An 18133-nucleotide genomic window follows, 5' to 3' on the forward strand; every position below is an offset into this window, starting at 1 on the left:
GAGGGTGGCGATGCGCCACCCGGATTGCAAGAGCCTTCCCGCTCCGTTCGCAAAAAGCAGTGTATCAGTCGATGCGTGCGGTCCTTTCCGGATCGGTCGTTGTTGGTGTGGTCGTGTTCGATGGCAGCGCGGCAACGGCCGGTGCTGCCGTCAGGCGCAGCGCGAGCATGTGCTCGCACGGCCCCTGCCGCATGTGATGGCGAAAGAAGTGGTCGCACTGGCAGTCGCCGTTGTCGACGCGCTGCTCGGCGTTCAACTGCAGGCTTACGAGGTATTCGCGCTGGCCCGAGGTGCCCTTGCACTTGCCGCTCAGCGTCATGCCGCCATCGGGCCGGGCCTGTGTCTTCACGTTGTTGACGCGGCCTGCCTTCACCAGTTCGGCGGCGGCTTCTTCCTGCGGGCTCGAATAGCGCAGCTTGTCCATGGGCAGCGGCTCGCGGCTCAACTCGCGCAAGCGCCAGACGCCATGCGCCAGGTCGTACACCACGCGGCCGGCCTGCACGTAGCCGCCGAGCGCCGCATCCACGGTCAGGCTCGACAGGCCGGTGGCGGCAGCCAGCTCGGCGGTGGTGGCGCGCCAGCGTTCGCCGAGCGCGGCGAACACGCGCAGCAGGCTGTCCTGGTCGACCGTGTGGCGCGGCTGCAGCAGCTCGAAGTGGCCGTTGCGCGCCCAGTCGTTGGCGGTCCAGCCCGACAGGCCGAGCGTGAATTCCATGTCGGGCAGTTGCGCGACCCAGAAGCTGGGCATGCCGGTGCCCAGCAGGTGCACCGTAAAGCCCTGCGCCACCGGCACGAGCCGCTCCAGTTGCAGCAGGCGGCGCCGGCCCCAGACGCGGATGTCGATGTCCGACGTGGCGCTGTGCGTCGAGCGCGGGCACACCAGCTCGTGCCCCCAGGGCTCGAACAAAATGCGCACCGGCTGCCCCGGTCGCAGGATGAAGCGCAGCGAGCGCGGTCCAACGCGCTCCTTGCGGCGGCGCAGCACCAGGCAGATGTTGTGGATGTCCATCGGATGCAGCTGCAGCCGCTGCGCCGGCAACAGCATCGCGCTGCTGACCTGCAGGAAGCCGCGCACCCAGCTGTCGGGCACGTCGATCTTCGGCTCGTGGAAGGCCGGGTCGCTGCCGCTTTGCACCTGGAAGCCGCCGGGGTCGATGGCAAGGCGCGTGGACTTGTAGTCGCGGATCTTCTGGAACTCGTCGTAGAGCGATTCGGAGTAGTCGACGTTGGTGGTGCCGAAGGCGTGGTCGCTCACGCGGTCGAAGACTTCGTGGCTGCACGAGAACATGCCGTAGCTCGACTCGTCCTGGCTGAAGCACTCGAAGAACACGCGGTCGGGGTGCACCGTGATCACCGGGTCGAGCACGAACCAGGCTTCGCGGTTGACCTTGTAGATGTGGTCGAAGTAGCGCTTCTGCGCGCCCATGAAGGGCTTGAGCACCTCCTGCTTGCGCTTGCGCAGTTCGTCCAGCTCGGTACGGATCGGCGCCATCTGCGCCTTCAGCTCATCGCTGCGCGCCATGTACTGCGCGAGCAGGTCGCCTTCTTGTCCGGCCAGCCATTCGAGGTACGCGCTCTTGTCGCGCGGCTGGAAGCGCAGGTCGCCCACCACCACGTCGTGCAGTGCGGACATGCCTTCGCGAAACGGCAGGTGGCGGTTGACCTCGGCCACGAAATGCACCGGCGCGCGCAGCGTGTCGGGCGCGAACTGCAGCGCCGTGCTGTTCGCCGTGTGCTGGACACCTGAGTGCCCGAAGTAGCGGTACTGGAACCTCATGCGGCGGGCCCTCCCGACGGCAAGGCAGGCGGGGCACGGCGCGGTGCCACGCTGCGTACCGCAGTGGTCTGCAAGGGGTTGTCGAGCGCGGGGAACTGCGCCTGGATGCTGCGCAGGCCCGCCACGTACTGGGCGCGCTCGGTGATGGCACCGGTCACGGCCTGTCGCGCGAACACGCGCGCGACGATGCGCGCGATGTCTTCCGAATGCGCGGCCTGCGCGGCCAGGAACTGCATGACCCGTGCCTTCGCCAGCCGGCCCCGGTTGGCCTGCGACAGCACGCTGAGAAAGTACGGCTCCAGCCGCGCCAGCACGTCGGCCTTCTGGCCCGCGGCCGAGGCCAGCCAGTTGGTGACGAACAGCTGCATGCCGGGCGAGGGGTGGTGGCTCAGTTGCAGCATGTAGGTGGTGACGTCGGTCACGTCGAAATGGGTGGTGAGCAGTTCGCGGCCCAGGCGCTGGGCGCCCGCGTCCTTGTGGTCGCACAGGCGCACCAGCAGCGGCGGCGTCCATTCGGACGCGCTGCCTTGCGCGCCGAACCATGCGCGGGCCCATTCGCGCGCATCGTCCCAGCGGCTGTCGAAGATGCGCAGTGCATCGTCGAGCCGGGCCAGCGTGCGCTGCGGATAGGCCGCCAGCTGGTCCATGGCCCAGCGGCGCGCGGCGGCGGTGTCGACGAGGCCGAGGCTCGCGGTCTGCAGCACGTCGAAGCTCTCAGGTGTCTGCTGGGGCAGCAGCCAGCTGCCCAGCCGCTGCGCGCCCTTGCTGCGCGCTTCGAGCAGCCGCAGCGTGACAGCGGGCTCGCCGGCGCGGGTGTGATCGGCCAGCGGGCCGCACAGCCATTGCAGGAGAAAGTCGAAGACGCCTTCCGCGGATTCGGCGCGGAACAGCTCGTCGCGCAGCAGCGGCATCAGCGCCGCGCCAAAAGCCGGGTGCTGCGGCAGCAGTTGCGCGAGCTTGGGTGCCACGGCCGCGCGCACGTTCGGCATCGGGCTGCTGCAGAAGGCCGCGAACAGCTCGGGCTGGCTGACCAGCGTGGCGTCGGGCAGGGCGGTGAAAAGGCGCACGCCGGCACCGCGCAGGCGCCCGTCGTCCGACTGGAGCAGCCGCGTGAGCACTTCCACCGGAAGGCCCTGCACCGACGCTGGATGCAGCAGCAGCCATTCGGCGGCGGTGGCCACCACGTCGGCACTGGGGTGGTCGAACAGCGCGAGCAACGCAGGTAGCGGGGCCTTGGCCGCGGCATTGCGCAGCGGACCTTGCAGCGCCCATTGCAGGTTCTCGCAGATGGCGTCGAGCTCGGGCTGTTCGACATCGCAAGCCGACAGCCATGCGAGCAGTTCGACGCACAGCGCGTCGAGCGTCGCAAGGTTCGGTGTGGCCGCCTGCACCAGCAGGCGCGAGGCGCGGCGCACTTCGGCGTCGGTGGAGGTCAATAGCAGCATCAGCAGCTCGACCTGCTGGCTGTACAGGCCCGGGTCTTGCGCGATGCGTTCGAGTGCATAGGTGCGCGCTTCCGCCAGGGGCGACTGCAGCAGTGCGGGCAGCCATGGCTGCGCGGGCGTGCCGGCGGCGATGCGCTGGCGTGCAATGGCGAGCGCGAAGCGGGCGGTGTCGGCCCATGGGCTGGCCAGCAGCTGCCAGACCGCGGGGGCTTCGAGCGCTTCGCAAAAGGGCTTGTTGTCTTGCAGCGCCAGCGCGGCAAAGCCATGCACCGCGGCGCAACGGCCTTGCTGCATCAGCTGCAGCAGGGCTTGTGGATGCCGGTCCCAGCGCTCGGGCCAGGCTTCGGTGCGGCGGGTGCGCCGCTCGGGCAACGGCGTGCTGCGGCGCCAGCGCAGGCCATCGCGCTGGACCTGCCATTCGTCGTCGTGGCGATGCAGCAGTTGCATCAGCACCAGCCAGCGGCTGTAGGGGCCGGTGTGCCACTTGCCGGGCTCCTCGGTCCAATGCGACAGGGACTGCTCGCCGGCCGTGCCGGCGTCGGCATCGTCGGCGGCCAACAGCACGCCCATGGCCAGCTGCAGCCAATCGGGCTCGTCGGCCGCGCCGGTCAGGGCCAGCCGGCGCAGGTTGCGCCAGGTGCGGCGGCGCAGGTAGTCGCGCGTGCGCTGGCTGTAGGCGAGCCGGCTGTCGGGGCGCACGATTTCCTTCGCGATTTCCACGTAGCGGCCGTTGGCCAGCGCCCATCGGCCGCCGGAGCGGAAGGCGGCGCGTTGCGTTTCGAGGCGCTGGTGCAGCAGGCCGAGCAGCGGGTAGTTGCCGGCGAACTCCGCGCCCTTGTAGAGCCGGCGCCAGGCGCGAAAGCCGCGCGCGGCCAGCGGCAGGGTGCGGGCGATTTCGAGCACGGCGGCGCATGCCGGGCCATTCGCTGCCTGGCCTTCGAGCAACGAGAGATCGAGCAGCTGCTCGATCCAGCTGCCGTACTTCAATCCATTCCAGTGCGCGGGGTCTGCCAGCAATTGCTGGATGGCTGGCAGCAACTGCCCACCGGGTGCCGCCTGCAGGCCAGTCCAGGCGCGGCGCAGCGAGGCGGGCCAGTCGTCCACGATGCGGTCGGCTTCGCTTGTGCGTTGCGCTTCGGGCCACAGGCTCAGCGCCGCCCAGCGGGCCGCGCGGGCCACCATCGGCGTGCGCGCGCGTTGCGAGAGTTCGCGCATCGCCTCGAAGGCACCGCCGTCGCCGCAACGACCGATGGCCCAGGCGATGCAGTAGTCGAGCATCGGCTCGCCGGTTTCAAGGTACTCCACAAGACGGGGCACGGCCGCCGCCAACCGCCTTTCGCCGATGCGCCACACCACGCGGCTCTGGCGAACGGGTGGCAACAGGCGCCATGCGTCGGGATGGAGGCTGGCCAGCAGCACGGCATCGCCCGGATGTGCGGTTGCCGAAACGCCCGGTACCGGCGCGGCGGCGGGTACGCCGCCTTCGAGCGTGTAGCCCTGCGCGATCTGCGCCGCCACGGCCTGCTCGAATGCGGCGTTGGCGGCTTCCAGCGGCAATGGCGAGGGGGTGTAGACCGTTTCCTTCCACTGCAGGCCGTCGCGGCTGGTGCTGACATGCACCACATGGCCCGGCGCTTCGGGCAGGGCGAACAGTTCGACGGTGACGAAGCCTGTCGGGCCCTGCGCGCCGGGCTTCGTGCGGATCAATTTCTCGGAGCGAATGCGCTTCACGCGGAGGCCTCCCTGCCTTCGGTTGGATGCTTGCCTGTGCCTGTTTGTTGCCGCGCATCTTAGCGGGCGTGTGCGTCGTGCGGGCATGTGTAGCATCGCGGCCTGCAGGCAAAACCGCACAGGCAGGCACCCCCATGGCGACCACGGAACATCTCCCCCAATCGAGCTTTCTCTACTTCACGGGCCAGGGCTCGGACAAGGTCTATCAGGTCCATCTGCGCCCCAAGGACGAGGGCTGGGTGGTCGACTACGGCAACGGCCGGCGCGGCGGCACGCTCGCCACGGGCACCAAGACCAGCAGCCCGGTCGCCTTCGAGGCCGCGCTGAAGATCTACCAGAAGGTCGTGAAGGAAAAGACAACGAAAGGCTACACACCCGACCAGTCGGGCGCCCTCTACACCGCGACCGACCTGGCCGGCCGCATGAGCGGCGAGTTGCCGCAACTGCCGACGCTGATTCCCGAAGAACAGGCCGCGCGCTACTTCGACGATGCGGGCTGGGGCCTGCAGGAAAAGGCCGATGGCGAAAACCGCATCCTGCTGATCGAAGGCGAGACCGTGCGCGGTACCAACCGGCGCGGGCTGTTCGTCGACATTCCGCAGGCCTGGGTCGGCGGTGCCGGTGTGCCGGCGGGCCGCACCGTGATTCCGGGCGAGCACGTGGGCGATGTCTTCAAGGCCTTCGACCTGCTGGAGCTTGGCGGGCAAGACCTTCGTGCCGCGCCTTTCATCGAGCGCTTCGGCCAGTTGAAGCAGATCGCCGGGCTGGTGCCCTGGATGGTGGTGCTCGACCTCGAACTCACGGCCGAAGGCAAGCGCCGCCGCGCGGCCGAACTGCAAGCCACGCATGGCGAAGGCTATGTGCTCAAGGCGCTCGACGCGCCGTTCAGCGCGGGGCGCAGCACCGCCAGCCTGAAGTTCAAGTTCAACCAGAGCGCGACCTGCGAGGTGATCCGCGTCAATGCGCAGCGCTCGGTGGCGGTCGGGCTGCGCGACGATGCGGGCGCGATGGTCGACCTGGGCAACGTGACCGTACCGCCCAACGAGGCGCTGCCGCCGGTGGGCGCGCTGGTCGAGGTGCGCTATCTCTACCGCTATGCGGGTGGCAAGTTCGAGCAGCCGGTCTACAAGGGGCAGCGGCCCGACATGACGCCGGCGGACGCGGTGCTGTCGCAGGTCACGCGCATCAAGGACCGGAGTGCGATGGTGAGTGAGGCAGGCGAGCCGGACGACGAACCGGCCTGAGCCATCAACCCAGCGCCGCGCGCAGCGTCGCCGCCAGTTGCTGCGCCTGCGCGGCGGAGGCCACGTTGGTGAAGCCCATCAACAGGCCCTGGCTGCGAACACCGGCGCCGCTGCGTTCCGACAGCGGCTGGCATTGCAACCCCTCTTCCTGCGCGCGGCGGGCCAGTTCGGCATCGGTCTCGGGGCGCCCGTCGAAACGCGCGATCAGGTGCATGCCGCCGCTCTGCAGGTCGATGTGCACCGCGTCGCCGAAGGCCTTCTGCAACGCGGCCACCAGCATCGCCCTGCGGCGCGCATAGAGCAGCCGCATCTTCTTCAGGTGGCGCGAGAAATGACCCTCGCGCATGAAGTCGGCCGTGATCGCCTGCGTGATCTGCGGGCATCCGTTCGACCACGTCTGCGCGGTCTCCTGGAAGCGCGCGCGCAGCGACTCCGGCACCACCAGGTAGCCCAACGACAGGCCGGGGTGCAGCACCTTCGAGAAGCTGCCCGCATACAGCACGCGGTCGTGCCCGTCGAGGCTCTTGAGCGCCGGCAGCGGCGGGCCTGCGTAGCGGTATTCGCCGTCGTAGTCGTCCTCGACGATCCACGCATTCGCCTGCGAGGCCCATGCCAGCAGTTGCAGCCGGCGTGCCAGCGTCATCGACACGCCCAGCGGCGCCTGGTGCGAAGGCGTGACGATCGCCATGCGGGCCTTCGCGGCCTTGCGCTGGCCGCGCGCCACGACCATGCCTTCGTCGTCCACCGGCACGCGCACCGCGCGATGGCCCGCGGCGTGCAGCACGTCCTGTGTCGGTGGAAAGCCCGGTTCTTCGGTCCAGACCCGGTCGCCTTTCTTGAGCAGCGTGCGTGACGCGAGCGACAGCGACGCGCGATAGCCGCCCGTCACGAACACCTGCGAAGGGTGGCAGGCCACGCCGCGCGACACCAGCAGGTACGCAGCGATGGCCTCGCGCAACGGCGGGTGGCCGGCGGGGTCGCCGTAGAACATGTCGGCCGCGCCGGTCGCCCGGATGCGGCGGTTGGCAAGGCGCGCCCACAGCTTGCGCGGGAACGCATCGAGCGCCGGAATGCCGAGCTGCAAGGGCAACGGTGCCGCTGCGGGCGTGAGCGTGTCGGTAGGTGCTGTTGTGGTGCCGGCTCGCCGTGGTTCGCGGCGCGTGGGCCGATGCTGCGGCAGCGATGGCGAGACCACCGTGCCCGCCTGTCCACGCGACGAGAAATAGCCTTCGCCCGCGAGTTGACCGTAGGCCGCTTCAACGGTCCCGCGCGCCACGCCCAGCTCGCTGGCCAGGCTGCGCGCCGACGCCACGCGGTCACCGGGGCGCAGCGTGCCTTGCTCGATGGCGGCCCTGAAGCGCTCGTAGACCTGCCGCGACAGCGGCGTGCGTTTCGAACGGTCGAGTGCCGGAAGGCTGTCGGTCGATTTCGTCTTGTTCATCATGGACCAGTCATTTTCTCCAATCTTGGATCTTTCTGATGGGGCATCGCCGGCCTACGCTTGCCCCCATGAACAGCCTGGAAGAAGGACATGCAATGAACAAGAAGGTATTCGTGGCCGGTGCCACCGGGGCCGTGGGTGCCGTGCTGGTGCCGCTGCTGGTTGAAGCGGGCTACACCGTGTACGGCGGCACGCGGCGCATCGACCGCGCCGGCGCGCTGGAAGCGAAGGGCGCGCACCCGGTCGTGGTCGATGTGTTCGACGCGGCCGCGCTCGATGCCGCGCTGAAGCGCATCGCACCGTGGGGCGTGGTCCACCAGCTCACCGACCTGCCGCAGAACCTCGATCCGAAGCTGATGGCCGAGGCCGTGGTGCGCAATGCGCGCCTGCGCATCGAGGGCACCCGCAACCTCGTGGCCGCCGCGCAGGGTGCGGGCGCGCAGCGGCTGGTGGCGCAGAGCATCGCGTGGGTCTACGCACCGGGGGCCAAGCCCTTCACCGAAGACATGCCGCTCGACCAGGACCCGGAAAGCCCTCGCCGCATCAGCGCCGATGCGGTGATCTCACTGGAGCGCAGCGTGCTGGAGGCAGCGGGCATGGCCGGCACGGTGCTGCGCTATGGGCAACTCTATGGGCCGGGGACGTCATCGGCCGAACCCCGGGGCGGGAGTCCGGTGCATGTGGAGGCCGCGGCATGGGCCGCCGTGCTGGCATTGCGTCACGCTGCGGCAGGTATCTTCAATATCGCGGAAGACAACGCCGAGGTCAGCAGCGAGAAGGCGAAGCGCGAGCTGGAATGGAACGCCGCCTGGCGCGTGCCGCAAGGAATCGTGCGATGAACGCGCCATCGCTTTCGCGCCGACATGCGGGCGCCGTGTTCGCTGCGCTGGCCGTGGCCGCCGCCGGCTGGGCGCTGGCGCCACACGCTGGCAAGCAATCGGCGGTGCAATGGATCGACGACGTGTGCAGCGCGGTGAGCCGGCCGATGTTCGCGTCGGCACCAGCACCCGCCGGCTCGGGGGTGGCAGCGCGGCCATCGACCTCGGTCAAGGTGCTGTCGTGCGAGTCGTTGCCGCATGTACCGGGCAAGTCGGTGACCACGGCCATCGTCGACTTTCCGCCGCTGGCCTATTCGCCAGCCCATCGGCATCCGGGCTCGGTGACCGTTCTCATGCTCGAAGGCACGGTCCGCTCACAACTGGCCGGCGGCCTCGTGGGGGACTACAAGACAGGCCAGACGTTTTTCGAGCCACCGGGCACGCTGCATCTGTTTGCGGAGAATCCCGACCCGGTTCGGCCCGCGAAGCTGGTGTCGGTGTTTGTGACCGACGAGAACTGCGGTCCGCTGGTGCTGCCGCCCTGAGGCGCTCACGCCGCCGCTGCGGTGCCCGGCCCGCTCGCCCACGTGCCGACGCCGCGCAGGAACCGGTCTACAGCGTCGAGTTCGCTGGCGGCGATCCACTCGTCGGGCTGATGCGCCTGTGCAATCGAACCCGGCCCGCAGACCAGCGCGGGAATGCCGGCCTGCTGGAAGAAGCCTGCCTCGGTACCGAAGGGAAGCTCGCCCGGCGGCCAGAGCGCGCCCAGCGTGCGGGCGATGTTCGCGGCCAGTTCGTCGTCGCTCGCAGCGAGTGCCGGCACGCCGGCGAGCTGGGCCGTCTCGATCGTCACGTCGGGCGGCACCGCCGCCAGCATCCGTTCGATCTCGCGCCTCACGCGCCGTGTGCCGGCTTCGTTGGTGGGGCGGAACTCCCACAGCACTTCGCAGCATCCGGGGACGATGTTGATGGCCGTCCCGCCATCGACGCGGCCCACGTTGAACGTGGTGTGCTGGCCGCGTGTCGCGAGCGTGCGCCCGAGGTCGCCCAGCCGTGCAATCAGCAAGGCCGCGGGCTCGATCGCGCTGATGCCCAGCGCCGGATCGCCGGAGTGCGCGGGCCGGCCTCGAAAGGTGGTCCTGTGGCCGTAGAAGCCGCGATGGGCCAGCCCGATGCGCATCTGCGTGGGCTCTCCGATGATGGCCAGCGCGGGCATTGGAATGTGCGCGCGCATGTCGGCGATGAGGCGCGGAACGCCGAGGCACCCGATCTCTTCGTCGTAAGACAGCGCGAGGTGAATGGGCCGCTTCAGCACCAGCCCGCACCAGGCAGGCACGGCGCAAAGGCAGGCGGCGATGAAGCCTTTCATGTCGGCGCTTCCTCGGCCATGGAAGCGGCCGTTGTGCCCGGTCAGCGCGAAGGGATCGGTGTGCCAGTCCTGGCCGTCGACCGGCACCACGTCGGTATGGCCCGACAGCACGATGCCGCCCGGTACTGGCGGGCCGATGGTGGCGAGCAGGTTGGCCTTGGTGCCATCGTCGCTGTGCACCAGCCGGGCATCGATGCCGTGCGATTGCAGGTAGTCGGCGACCCAGTGGATCAGGTCGAGGTTCGACCGGTGCGAGGTGGTGTCGAAGGCGACCAGCGTTCGCAGGAGCTCGACCGTGTCCATGCCCGGGCGCCCGTCGCGATCAGGGGCGGGACGGCCCGGGGGCGGGCAGGGCCCGCTCGCCGACACGCAGCGTCGTGACCAGGAAGCCGAGCAGGATCAGCGCGATGCCCACGACGTGAAAGCCCCGCACCGGCTCGTGCAGCACGAGAAACGCCAGCAGCGCGGTGAACAGCGCCACGAGATGGAACGACACCCCTGTCACCGTGGCCCCCAGCGCCGCGACGCACCGGTTCCAGAGGATGAACGCGAACAGCGAGGCGAAGAGGCCGATGTAGACCACAGCCCCGACCGAGGCCAGGTCCGTAGGAATGCGCGCGCCGCGTGCCAGCTCGAACACCCAGAACGGCATCAGCACCAACAACCCCGCCGCCATGGTCGCGGCCAGGAACACGAGCGGGCTCATCGCCGCCGGCTTGCGCCGCAGCAGCACCGAGTACACCGCGTAGTTGAAGACCGCCAGCAGCACGAGCAGTTCGCCGCCGCCCAGCCGCAGCGCCAGCAGGCTGGCCAGGTCGCCGCGCGCCACGATCCAGCTCACGCCGGCGAACGAGATCGCAATGCCGGCCAGCGCCTTCCAGGTGATGCGCTCGACCCCGAGCACCAGCGCGGCCAGCGGCACCATCAGCGGCAGCGTCGAGTTGAGAAACGCCACGCTCGCGGCCGGGACCGTTTGCAGCGCCAGGTAGCCCAACGCGTTGTAGCCGGCGATGCCGAAGGCGCCACAGGCCGCGATCAGCCGCCAGTGCCGCGCGATCAACGCCCGCTCTTGCCAGGCCTGCAGCCACACGAAGGGCGCGAGCGCAACGAGCGCGACCACCCAGCGCCCCACCGCGAGCGACACCGGCGGAAACACCGGCCCGAGGGCGCGCCCCAGCACGAGGTTGCCGGCCCAGAACGCGGGCGGCACCCACAACAGCCAGACAGGGTTCGCCCAGAGGGCGTGGAGCAGCGGCTTGCGCATGGCCGGCCTATGCGCCTTGCAGCCCGATGCGCACGCGCCGGTTGAAGCGGCCCTTGTTCTCGATCTTGAGAATCTTCAAAGGCCGCGAAGCACCCGTCGAGGCCAGGTGCGTTCCGCCGCAGGCCTGCCGGTCGAGGCCCGCGATCTCGACGACGCGAACCAGGCCTTCGGGCGACGGCGGCGGCGTCACGGAGCGCGAGCGAAGCAGGCCTTTTTCGGCATGCGCCGCGGTGAGCGGGACATGGTGCGTCAGCACCGGCAGGTCTTGCGCGATCACGTCGTTCAGTTCGGGCTCGAGCGCGCGCAGGCGGTCGTTGTCCGCATCGGGCAGATCGAAGTCGATGCGGGCCGTGCCGTCCGCGTTCATCTGCACGCCGGTGACCAGCGCGCCGTCGAAGTCCCTGAAGACGAGGGCGTTCAACACATGCAGGTCGGTGTGAAGCTCCCGCATGCATTGGCGAAACAGCGGATCGGCCTCCGCCCGCACCTCGCCCGCGACTTCGACCCCATCGGGCAGCAGGAGCCAGAGGGCGCCGCCTTCCTCGCTGAACCCGGTGACCGACGCTTCGCCGCCTTGCCACCGCACGATGCCCCGGTCGGGAAGCTGCCCGCCGCCACCGGGGTAGAACGGGTGCTGTGAAAGAAGAACGGCGCCGGGCCGTGTCTTGAGAACGGTGGCGTCGAGCTGCAGGGTGTCGGGGTGGTCGTGGCAGAAAAGTCGTGTCATGGGGTGCCTTGCTGATGGGGGCAGCTTGGCAGGATGACGCGCGGGGCTATTGGTCAGAATTGATGGGAGGTGAAGACTGCTTCAAAGGCGGCATCGAGCCCTACGGTTGCTCGACGAAGGTGCCAATCGAAAAGAACGGATTCACCTTGCTGATGTTGTTCGCAGGGTTGTAGGTGGTGAACTGCTTGTTCACGCCGTTCATCAGCAAGCCATACACGGGTCCGATCTTCACCATGACGCCCGTATCGCCCGCCTTGAAGATCGGCGTACTGCCCGAAAGAAAGTCCTTGTTCGCGACGACATCGACAAGGCCGGGTCGAGGCTGGGTGAAGTCCATTGCGAGGCCGGTCGATACAGCTGATGTCAACGGATTCAACAGTGCAGCTGATCCAGGGGTGAACAGCATCGCGCCGGAATTTACGCCCGCGTCGCGCGACGCGCTGGCATCCAGGCACGCGCCGGCGGACGGATAGATGATCTGTCCGTTGATGATCGTCGGAGAAGAGCTCTGACCGGGTGATGTGACTACGCCGCACACGGACGCGCTGTTTGTGCCGATATAGCCGCCTGCCAACGCGGTCTGCGCTACCTTTGTCGCGGGTGCGAGCAGAGAGATGCCCACCTGGCTGTCGAACGTGCTGCTCAGAAGATTGCCCGGGTCCGTGTGCGTATATCCAACACGAATGATCACAGGGATCAACTGGTTGCGGACCTTGCCAACGATCATGATGCCGTGAGCCGGACTTGTCCGGAGGGCGAATTGAAGCACACCGACCCCGACTGCCGGATAAGACAGCCCGGAGGCGGAGGGCGCGCCACTGACGAACACGTTGTCCGGGATACCGCCAGGATTGCTACGTCGCGTCCATGGCGTGCCGGTCGATGCACATGAGTATTGCGACGTGTCGGCGGTGCAGCTGCCGTCGGGGTTGAATATCAGGCTGGCCTGAATCGCGATGGGCTCCCAGCCGATCGCGGTCGAGCCGTCTGCACTCTGGCATGGCGTGCCTTCCGGGGTCAAGCGAAAGCCAAGCTCGTTGTAGGCCCCTGCCACCTGCGTAAAGTCGGTGACGGTCTGGCTGAAACCGATGAAAGGATACGAGTCGAAGGTCCTCGAGGGGACGGTGCCGATGACGAATCCGGGTGCAAGTTCCAGTCCGTTGTACTGAATCGTCGCGCCCGGAATGCCGCCAACGACCAGCCCGTCGCTGACGAAGAGCGTCGGTGGCGCTTGCGGATTGATCGTCACGTTGTAGGTGCCGTTGGCGGTCTTGCCGTTCTTCAGTGCGAGCGCGCATGCCGACGGCAAGGCGGGTGTCGTGCCCGCAGCGTATTCGTAGTCACCTGTGATCGTGACGCCGGCGCGCGTGTCGTTGACCTGGCCCGCGGAGATGGGGACCGATGACTCGACAAAAGTCATCTCGTACTTCCTGACCTGTGGATCGAACTTCAGCGTCACGTATTCACCGCTCGCGGCTCCACCGGTGTAGGTGGTTGCAGCATCGAGCACCTGGGGGCAGATGCTTTCGCGGACGTTCGAACACACCACGCTCACGTTGTCGATGGCTGCGCCGTTCACCGTGCCACTGGCATTGGTGACGGTACAGCTCTGCTTCGGGCTCGTGGGGGCGGATTTCACCGTGACCAGATAGGAGTCGCCGTCGGCCAGGCGCGTGGCAAAGCGAATGCTGCCGTCCGACGAAACAGCAAGGTCGTCGCCTCCATTGTTCTGCAGCACGAGGGTGCCGGCGAGGCCGCTGACAGAACCTCCTACCGTATAGGACGGGGCCGGTTGCGGTGGCACCGGGGGCTGTTCCGCCGGGGGCTGCGCCACCATCGAAAAGAAGCCCGGCGATCCACCACCACCGCCGCCACATGCGGCCAGGGCGGAAAGCAGTGTTGCGGTTGCCACGCGACGAGCGAGCAACCGGATTCTTGCCGCCAGGTCATGGCCTGCGGCGAAATAAGCTGACGACATGAAAAAACCCCTCCAACGGCGCGCGATGGTAGGGGCATTCGCAGCCGCGCGCATTGGACTAAAGTCCTAGGCGGCAATTCTTTCGAAGGAATTGAAACCTTCGGAATGCGGCGGGTAGAGCCGCTGGATGTGTTGCCCAAGCCGCACCGCCAGCGCACTCGCCAAAGCCTCCTACCGCGTCCGCTGCTTGGCCACAAACTCCGGCGTCACCGTCCCTTGCTTGTTGCCGAACTGCGCAATGACGTAGTTGGCAAGCGCAGCCACTTCGGTGTCCGTGTAGGCCTTGCCGAAGGCGGGCATGTAGACCTCGTTGTCGTGCACGCGCATCCGCACACCCTGCAGGATCATCTGCGTGACGTTGGAGCCGTCCGGGTCGTTCACGCCGCGCGTTCCGAGCAGCGACGCATAGTTGCTCTGCTGGCCTTGCCCGTTCCACTGGTGGCAGCTCGCGCACGCCGCGGCAAAGAGCCTCAGTCCCTGCTCGTGACCCTCGGCCGTGTTGGCCGCGGGTGCCGCCGCGCTCGCGGCCAAGGCCCAGGGCGCTTTGGCGTCGATCTCGATCGGTTGCTTTCCGGGCTTTGCCGGCACCGTGCGCAGGTAGCTCACGAGTGCTGATGCGTCCTCCGGCTTCAGGTACTGCAGGCTGTGCTCGACTGCCTCGCCCATCGGGCCCGAGGCCGTGCCGCGGCCGTCGGCGTGGCCGGTCGTGAGGTAGGCGGCAATCTCGGCATCGCTCCAGGCGCCGATGCCGTTCTTTGCGTCCGAGGTGATGTTGTAGGCGCGCCAGCCCTGGATCGATTCGCCCGCGAGGTTGTTGCCGGTTTCCATGGCGAAGGCCATGTTGCGCGGCGTGTGGCATTCGGCGCAGTGGCCGAGCGCGGTGGCGAGGTACTTGCCCTGGTTCCACGCCGGCGGCTTCGACGGGTCGGCCTCGAAGCGGCTGCTCTTGAAGAAGGCCGCGTTCCAGAAGCCCATGGCCCAGCGCTGGTTGAACGGAAAGCCCAGCTCGGCCTCCTTGTTCGGCTGGTTCACCTTGGGCAGGCTGAAGATGTAGGCCTTGATGGCCAGCACGTCGTTGCGGCTCAGTGCCGTGTACGAGGTGTACGGAAACGCCGGGTAGAGGCGCTTGCCGTCGGCGCGCACGCCGTCGTGCAGCGCGCGCACGAACTGGTCGTCGCTCCATTTGCCGATGCCCGTCTCGGGGTCCGCCGTGATGTTCGACGAGTAGATCGTGCCGAACGGCAGCACGAAGGGCAGGCCGCCCGCAAAGGGCTGCCCCTTGCCGCCGGGCACGGTGTGGCAGGCGATGCAGTCGGCGGCCTTGGTGAGGTACTCGCCGCGCACGAGCTGCGCCGCATCGGGCGCGGCGCCGGCCAGCGCGGGCGCTTCGCCTTCGGATTTGTCGGTGCGGTTCAGAAAGAAGTACAGCGCCGCACCCACGACGAACAGCACCACCAGCACCTTGAAGAGTCGCTTCATGCTGCGCTCCTTTCGCCGGGCGTTGCATGCGCGGCATCGGCGATCTTTTTCTTCAGCGCTTCCTTGTCTTGCGCAAGCAGCGCGCGGTTCACCGGCAAGGCGCGCAGCCGCACGCCGGTGGCGGCGAAGATCGCGTTCGCGAGCGCCGGCGCGGCGATGGCTGTGCCGACTTCACCGAGGCCGCCAGGGGCCTCGCCGCTCTTGATGGTGTGGACCTCGACCGATGGCGCCTCGTTGATGCGCAGCATCCGGTAGTCATGGAAGTTGCTCTGCTCGATGGCGCCATCGCGCAGGGTGATCTCGCTGAAGAGCGCGGCGCTCAGGCCGAACAGCAGGCCGCCCTGGAGCTGTGCCTCGATGGAGCTTGCGTTCACGGCGATGCCGCAGTCGAGCGTGACCACCGCGCGCCGCATGCGCACCTCGCCCTGCGGCGAGACCTCGACTTCGATCATGGCGCACACGCGGCTGCCGAAGGGGTCGCCCACGGCCACGCCGCGTCCCACGCGCGCCGGCAATGTGCCTTTGCCCCAGCCCATCTTTTCGGCAGCAAGGTCGAGCACGGCCAGCGTGCGCGGGTTCTTCTTGAGCAGGGCCCGCCGGTAGTCCACGGGGTCTTTCTTCGCGCGCTGCGCCAGTTCGTCGATGAAGCTTTCCATGACGAAGAGGTTGTGCGTCGGACCCACGCCGCGCCACCAGCCGACGTTCAGGCCCGGCGGCATGTCGTGCCGCACCCATTCGACCTTGAGGTTTGGCAGGTCGTAGCAGGGCTCGGCCACGCATTCGATCAGGTCGCCGTCCATGCCGTCCTTGCCCATGAAGGCGGGGGCCCAGCGGCCCAGCACGGTGCCGCCCGAGATGCGGTCGCCAAACCAGAGGATCTGCCCATCGCCGTCGACCACGGCCGAGATGTCGTCGTGGTACATGGGGCGCACGATGTCGTGGCGGATGTCTTCCTCGCGCGTCCACACCACCTTGAGCGGGTAGGGCACCTGCTTGGCGAAGGCCACGGCCTGCTCGACCGAATCGGTCTCCAGCCGCCGGCCGAAGCCGCCGCCCAGGTACTGGTTGTGCAGCACGACCTTGTCGGCGGCAAGGCCGGTGATCTTGGCCGCCACGTCGACGCAGCGTGCCGGCACCTGCGTGCCGACCCATATCTCGCACTGGTCGGGCCGCACGTGCACGGTGGTGTTCAGCGGCTCCATCGTCGCGTGGGCCAGCATCGGCAGGTCGTAGGTGGCCTGCACCAAGGTGCCCTCGGGCCGCTTGCCGGTTTCCTTGCCGACGATGGCCTTGTCCTTTGCCAGCGCATTGGTCAGTGCCGAACGCAACTGCTGCGTGGTCAGCGTGGCGTTCTGCCCTGGCGTCCACTGGATCGTCAATGCATCGAGGCCGCGCTTGGCGGCCCAGAAATGCTCGCCCACCACCGCGACCGCGTCCTTGATGCGGATCACGTCGACCACGCCGGGAATCGCCCGCGCCGCCTTGTCGTCCACCGAGGCCAGCACGCCGCCGAGCGTGGGGCAGGCCCTGACCGTCGCCACCCTCATGCCCGGCAGGCGCACGTCGATGCCGAACTGCGTCGTGCCATCGACCTTGCCGGCCGAATCGACGCGCCGCAGCGGCTGGCCGATCAGCTTGAAATCTTTCGGCTCCTTCAGCGCCACCTTGGCCGGCATCGGCAGCTTGGCTGCCGCGCTCGCGAGCGCGCCGAAGCCCAACTGCCGGTTGGATGCGGCATGGCTCACCACGCCGCGCGCCACCGTGCAGCTCTCGGGCTCGACCTTCCATTGCGCGGCCGCAGCACTCACCAACAGCGTGCGCGCCACCGCACCCGCCTCGCGAAGCACGCCGTAGGTGCCGCGCGTGCTGGTCGAGCCACCGGTGATCTGGCCACCCAGCAACGGCATGCCATAGAGCGCCTCGTTCGGCGGCGAATGTTCCACCCGCACCTGGTCGAGTTCGACGTCCAGTTCCTCGGCCAGCAGCATCGCCGAACCGGTGTAGATCGCCTGGCCCATCTCGACCATCGGCATCACGAGGCGCACGCTGCCATCGGCGTCGATGCGAACGAAAGCATTCGGTGCGAACGCGGGGTTGCCATCCGCGAGCGCGGCGGCCGCGTCGCCCGGCTGCTGCCGGGGGCTGATGGCGGCGAAGGCCTTGCTGGCGCCGACCCAGGTAAAGGCCAGTGCCAGGCCTCCGGCCTGCAGCGCGGCGCGCCGGCTGATGCCTGCGGCCGGCTTCACGATGCGCTCCTGGCCGGCATCGCGACCACCGACTGCAGCACTTCGGCCTTGCCGGTTGCCGCCTGCTTGATGGCCGCGCGGATGCGCGAGTAGGTACAGCATCGACAGACGTTGCCCGACATGGCCAGGTCGATGTCGGCGTCGCTGGGGTTGGGTGTGCGCTGGATCAGCGCGGCGGCGGACATGATCTGCCCGGACTGGCAGTAGCCGCACTGCACCACGTCGACGTCGAGCCAGGCTTTCTGGATGCTCTTGCCCGCGGGCGTCTGCGAGATGGCTTCGATGGTGGTGACGGCCTTTTTACCTATGGCGCCGACCGGCAGCACGCACGAGCGCACGGGCTGGCCGTCGAGGTGCACGGTGCAGGCGCCGCATTGCGCGATGCCGCAACCGAACTTGGTGCCGGTCAGACCGACGATGTCGCGCAGTGCCCAGAGCAGGGGCATGTCCTCTGGCGCGTTGACGGCAACGGACTTGCCGTTGATGTTGAGATCGATCATGGATCCTGCCTTTTTTTGAGGTTCATCGTGGGCGCCGACGAACCATAACGCTACTTTGCAAAACGCGCTTGGCAAGCGTGGGCTGCGTGCCACGCGCAGCGGCGGCAGCTTCTC

The 18133-nt window shown here is 68.2% G+C and carries 13 protein-coding genes; 3 read left to right on the plus strand and 10 right to left on the minus strand.

All coding sequences use genetic code 11. The annotated features are described in order from the left end of the window. Positions 1–64 precede the first annotated feature (64 nt). Positions 65–1777, minus strand: coding sequence for an SWIM zinc finger family protein (locus tag ACGLHS_RS04790; protein ID WP_394477346.1), 1713 nt, complete (start codon positions 1775–1777; stop codon positions 65–67). Continuing rightward, positions 1774–4953 carry a hypothetical protein gene (locus ACGLHS_RS04795; RefSeq protein WP_394477348.1) on the minus strand — a complete coding sequence of 1060 codons (3180 nt, stop codon included), beginning with the start codon at positions 4951–4953 and terminating at the stop codon, positions 1774–1776. Before ACGLHS_RS04795 ends, ACGLHS_RS04790 begins: the two co-directional genes overlap by 4 nt. 134 nt (positions 4954–5087) lie before the next feature. Here ACGLHS_RS04795 and ACGLHS_RS04800 point away from each other — a divergent pair, with 134 nt between their 5' ends. Further along, a complete protein-coding gene (locus tag ACGLHS_RS04800) occupies positions 5088–6197 on the plus strand; it encodes an ATP-dependent DNA ligase (RefSeq protein WP_394477350.1) in 1110 nt (369 codons plus the stop codon). A 4-nt stretch (positions 6198–6201) separates the two neighbouring features. Here ACGLHS_RS04800 and ACGLHS_RS04805 read toward each other — a convergent pair whose 3' ends face one another. Next, positions 6202–7638, minus strand: coding sequence for a PLP-dependent aminotransferase family protein (locus ACGLHS_RS04805; RefSeq protein WP_394477352.1), 1437 nt, complete (start codon positions 7636–7638; stop codon positions 6202–6204). A 95-nt stretch (positions 7639–7733) separates the two neighbouring features. On the opposite strand from ACGLHS_RS04805, the gene ACGLHS_RS04810 reads away from it, so the two are divergent. Beyond that, on the plus strand, positions 7734–8477 hold the full coding sequence (locus ACGLHS_RS04810) for an NAD-dependent epimerase/dehydratase family protein (protein ID WP_394477354.1): 744 nt from the start codon (positions 7734–7736) through the stop codon (positions 8475–8477). Beyond that, complete coding sequence (locus ACGLHS_RS04815) at positions 8474–9001, plus strand: cupin domain-containing protein (RefSeq protein ID WP_394477356.1); 528 nt, start codon at positions 8474–8476, stop codon at positions 8999–9001. The genes ACGLHS_RS04810 and ACGLHS_RS04815 overlap by 4 nt, the downstream gene beginning before the upstream one ends. 5 nt (positions 9002–9006) lie before the next feature. Here the strand turns inward: ACGLHS_RS04815 and argE are convergent, their stop codons facing one another. The 7 genes from argE to ACGLHS_RS04850 all read right to left on the minus strand — a co-directional run bounded on the left by argE (position 9007) and on the right by ACGLHS_RS04850 (position 18019). Further along, on the minus strand, positions 9007–10128 hold the full coding sequence (argE, locus tag ACGLHS_RS04820; protein WP_394477358.1) for an acetylornithine deacetylase: 1122 nt from the start codon (positions 10126–10128) through the stop codon (positions 9007–9009). 19 nt (positions 10129–10147) lie between these two features. Continuing rightward, complete coding sequence (locus ACGLHS_RS04825) at positions 10148–11089, minus strand: DMT family transporter (RefSeq protein ID WP_394477360.1); 942 nt, start codon at positions 11087–11089, stop codon at positions 10148–10150. Positions 11090–11096: 7 nt separating this feature from the next. Next, positions 11097–11816, minus strand: coding sequence for an alanyl-tRNA editing protein (locus tag ACGLHS_RS04830; protein ID WP_394477362.1), 720 nt, complete (start codon positions 11814–11816; stop codon positions 11097–11099). 100 nt (positions 11817–11916) lie between these two features. Next, positions 11917–13794 carry a DUF2957 domain-containing protein gene (locus tag ACGLHS_RS04835; protein ID WP_394477364.1) on the minus strand — a complete coding sequence of 626 codons (1878 nt, stop codon included), beginning with the start codon at positions 13792–13794 and terminating at the stop codon, positions 11917–11919. Between the two features lie 171 nt (positions 13795–13965). Continuing rightward, positions 13966–15273, minus strand: coding sequence for a c-type cytochrome (locus ACGLHS_RS04840; protein ID WP_394477367.1), 1308 nt, complete (start codon positions 15271–15273; stop codon positions 13966–13968). After that, positions 15270–17519, minus strand: a complete 2250-nt coding sequence (locus ACGLHS_RS04845) for a molybdopterin cofactor-binding domain-containing protein (RefSeq protein WP_394477369.1) — start codon at positions 17517–17519, stop codon at positions 15270–15272. The genes ACGLHS_RS04840 and ACGLHS_RS04845 overlap by 4 nt, the downstream gene beginning before the upstream one ends. Continuing rightward, the gene (locus ACGLHS_RS04850) at positions 17516–18019 is read right to left on the minus strand and encodes a (2Fe-2S)-binding protein (protein ID WP_093237459.1); all 504 of its coding nucleotides are present in this window, start codon (positions 18017–18019) and stop codon (positions 17516–17518) included. Before ACGLHS_RS04850 ends, ACGLHS_RS04845 begins: the two co-directional genes overlap by 4 nt. Positions 18020–18133 lie beyond the last annotated feature (114 nt).

Source organism: Variovorax sp. VaC1 (assembly GCF_043658315.1).
Lineage (GTDB): Bacteria > Pseudomonadota > Gammaproteobacteria > Burkholderiales > Burkholderiaceae_C > Variovorax.

Excerpts from the sequence above, each read along its gene's own strand:
- ACGLHS_RS04835 (WP_394477364.1), bottom strand. The coding sequence starts at position 13,794 with ATGTCGTCAGCTTATTTCGCCGCAGGCCATGACCTGGCGGCAAGAATC.
- ACGLHS_RS04840 (WP_394477367.1), bottom strand. The coding sequence starts at position 15,273 with ATGAAGCGACTCTTCAAGGTGCTGGTGGTGCTGTTCGTCGTGGGTGCG.
- ACGLHS_RS04830 (WP_394477362.1), bottom strand. The coding sequence starts at position 11,816 with ATGACACGACTTTTCTGCCACGACCACCCCGACACCCTGCAGCTCGAC.
- ACGLHS_RS04825 (WP_394477360.1), bottom strand. The coding sequence starts at position 11,089 with ATGCGCAAGCCGCTGCTCCACGCCCTCTGGGCGAACCCTGTCTGGCTG.
- ACGLHS_RS04805 (WP_394477352.1), bottom strand. The coding sequence starts at position 7,638 with ATGAACAAGACGAAATCGACCGACAGCCTTCCGGCACTCGACCGTTCG.
- ACGLHS_RS04815 (WP_394477356.1), top strand. The coding sequence starts at position 8,474 with ATGAACGCGCCATCGCTTTCGCGCCGACATGCGGGCGCCGTGTTCGCT.
- argE (WP_394477358.1), bottom strand. The coding sequence starts at position 10,128 with ATGGACACGGTCGAGCTCCTGCGAACGCTGGTCGCCTTCGACACCACC.
- ACGLHS_RS04790 (WP_394477346.1), bottom strand. The coding sequence starts at position 1,777 with ATGAGGTTCCAGTACCGCTACTTCGGGCACTCAGGTGTCCAGCACACG.
- ACGLHS_RS04850 (WP_093237459.1), bottom strand. The coding sequence starts at position 18,019 with ATGATCGATCTCAACATCAACGGCAAGTCCGTTGCCGTCAACGCGCCA.
- ACGLHS_RS04800 (WP_394477350.1), top strand. The coding sequence starts at position 5,088 with ATGGCGACCACGGAACATCTCCCCCAATCGAGCTTTCTCTACTTCACG.
- ACGLHS_RS04810 (WP_394477354.1), top strand. The coding sequence starts at position 7,734 with ATGAACAAGAAGGTATTCGTGGCCGGTGCCACCGGGGCCGTGGGTGCC.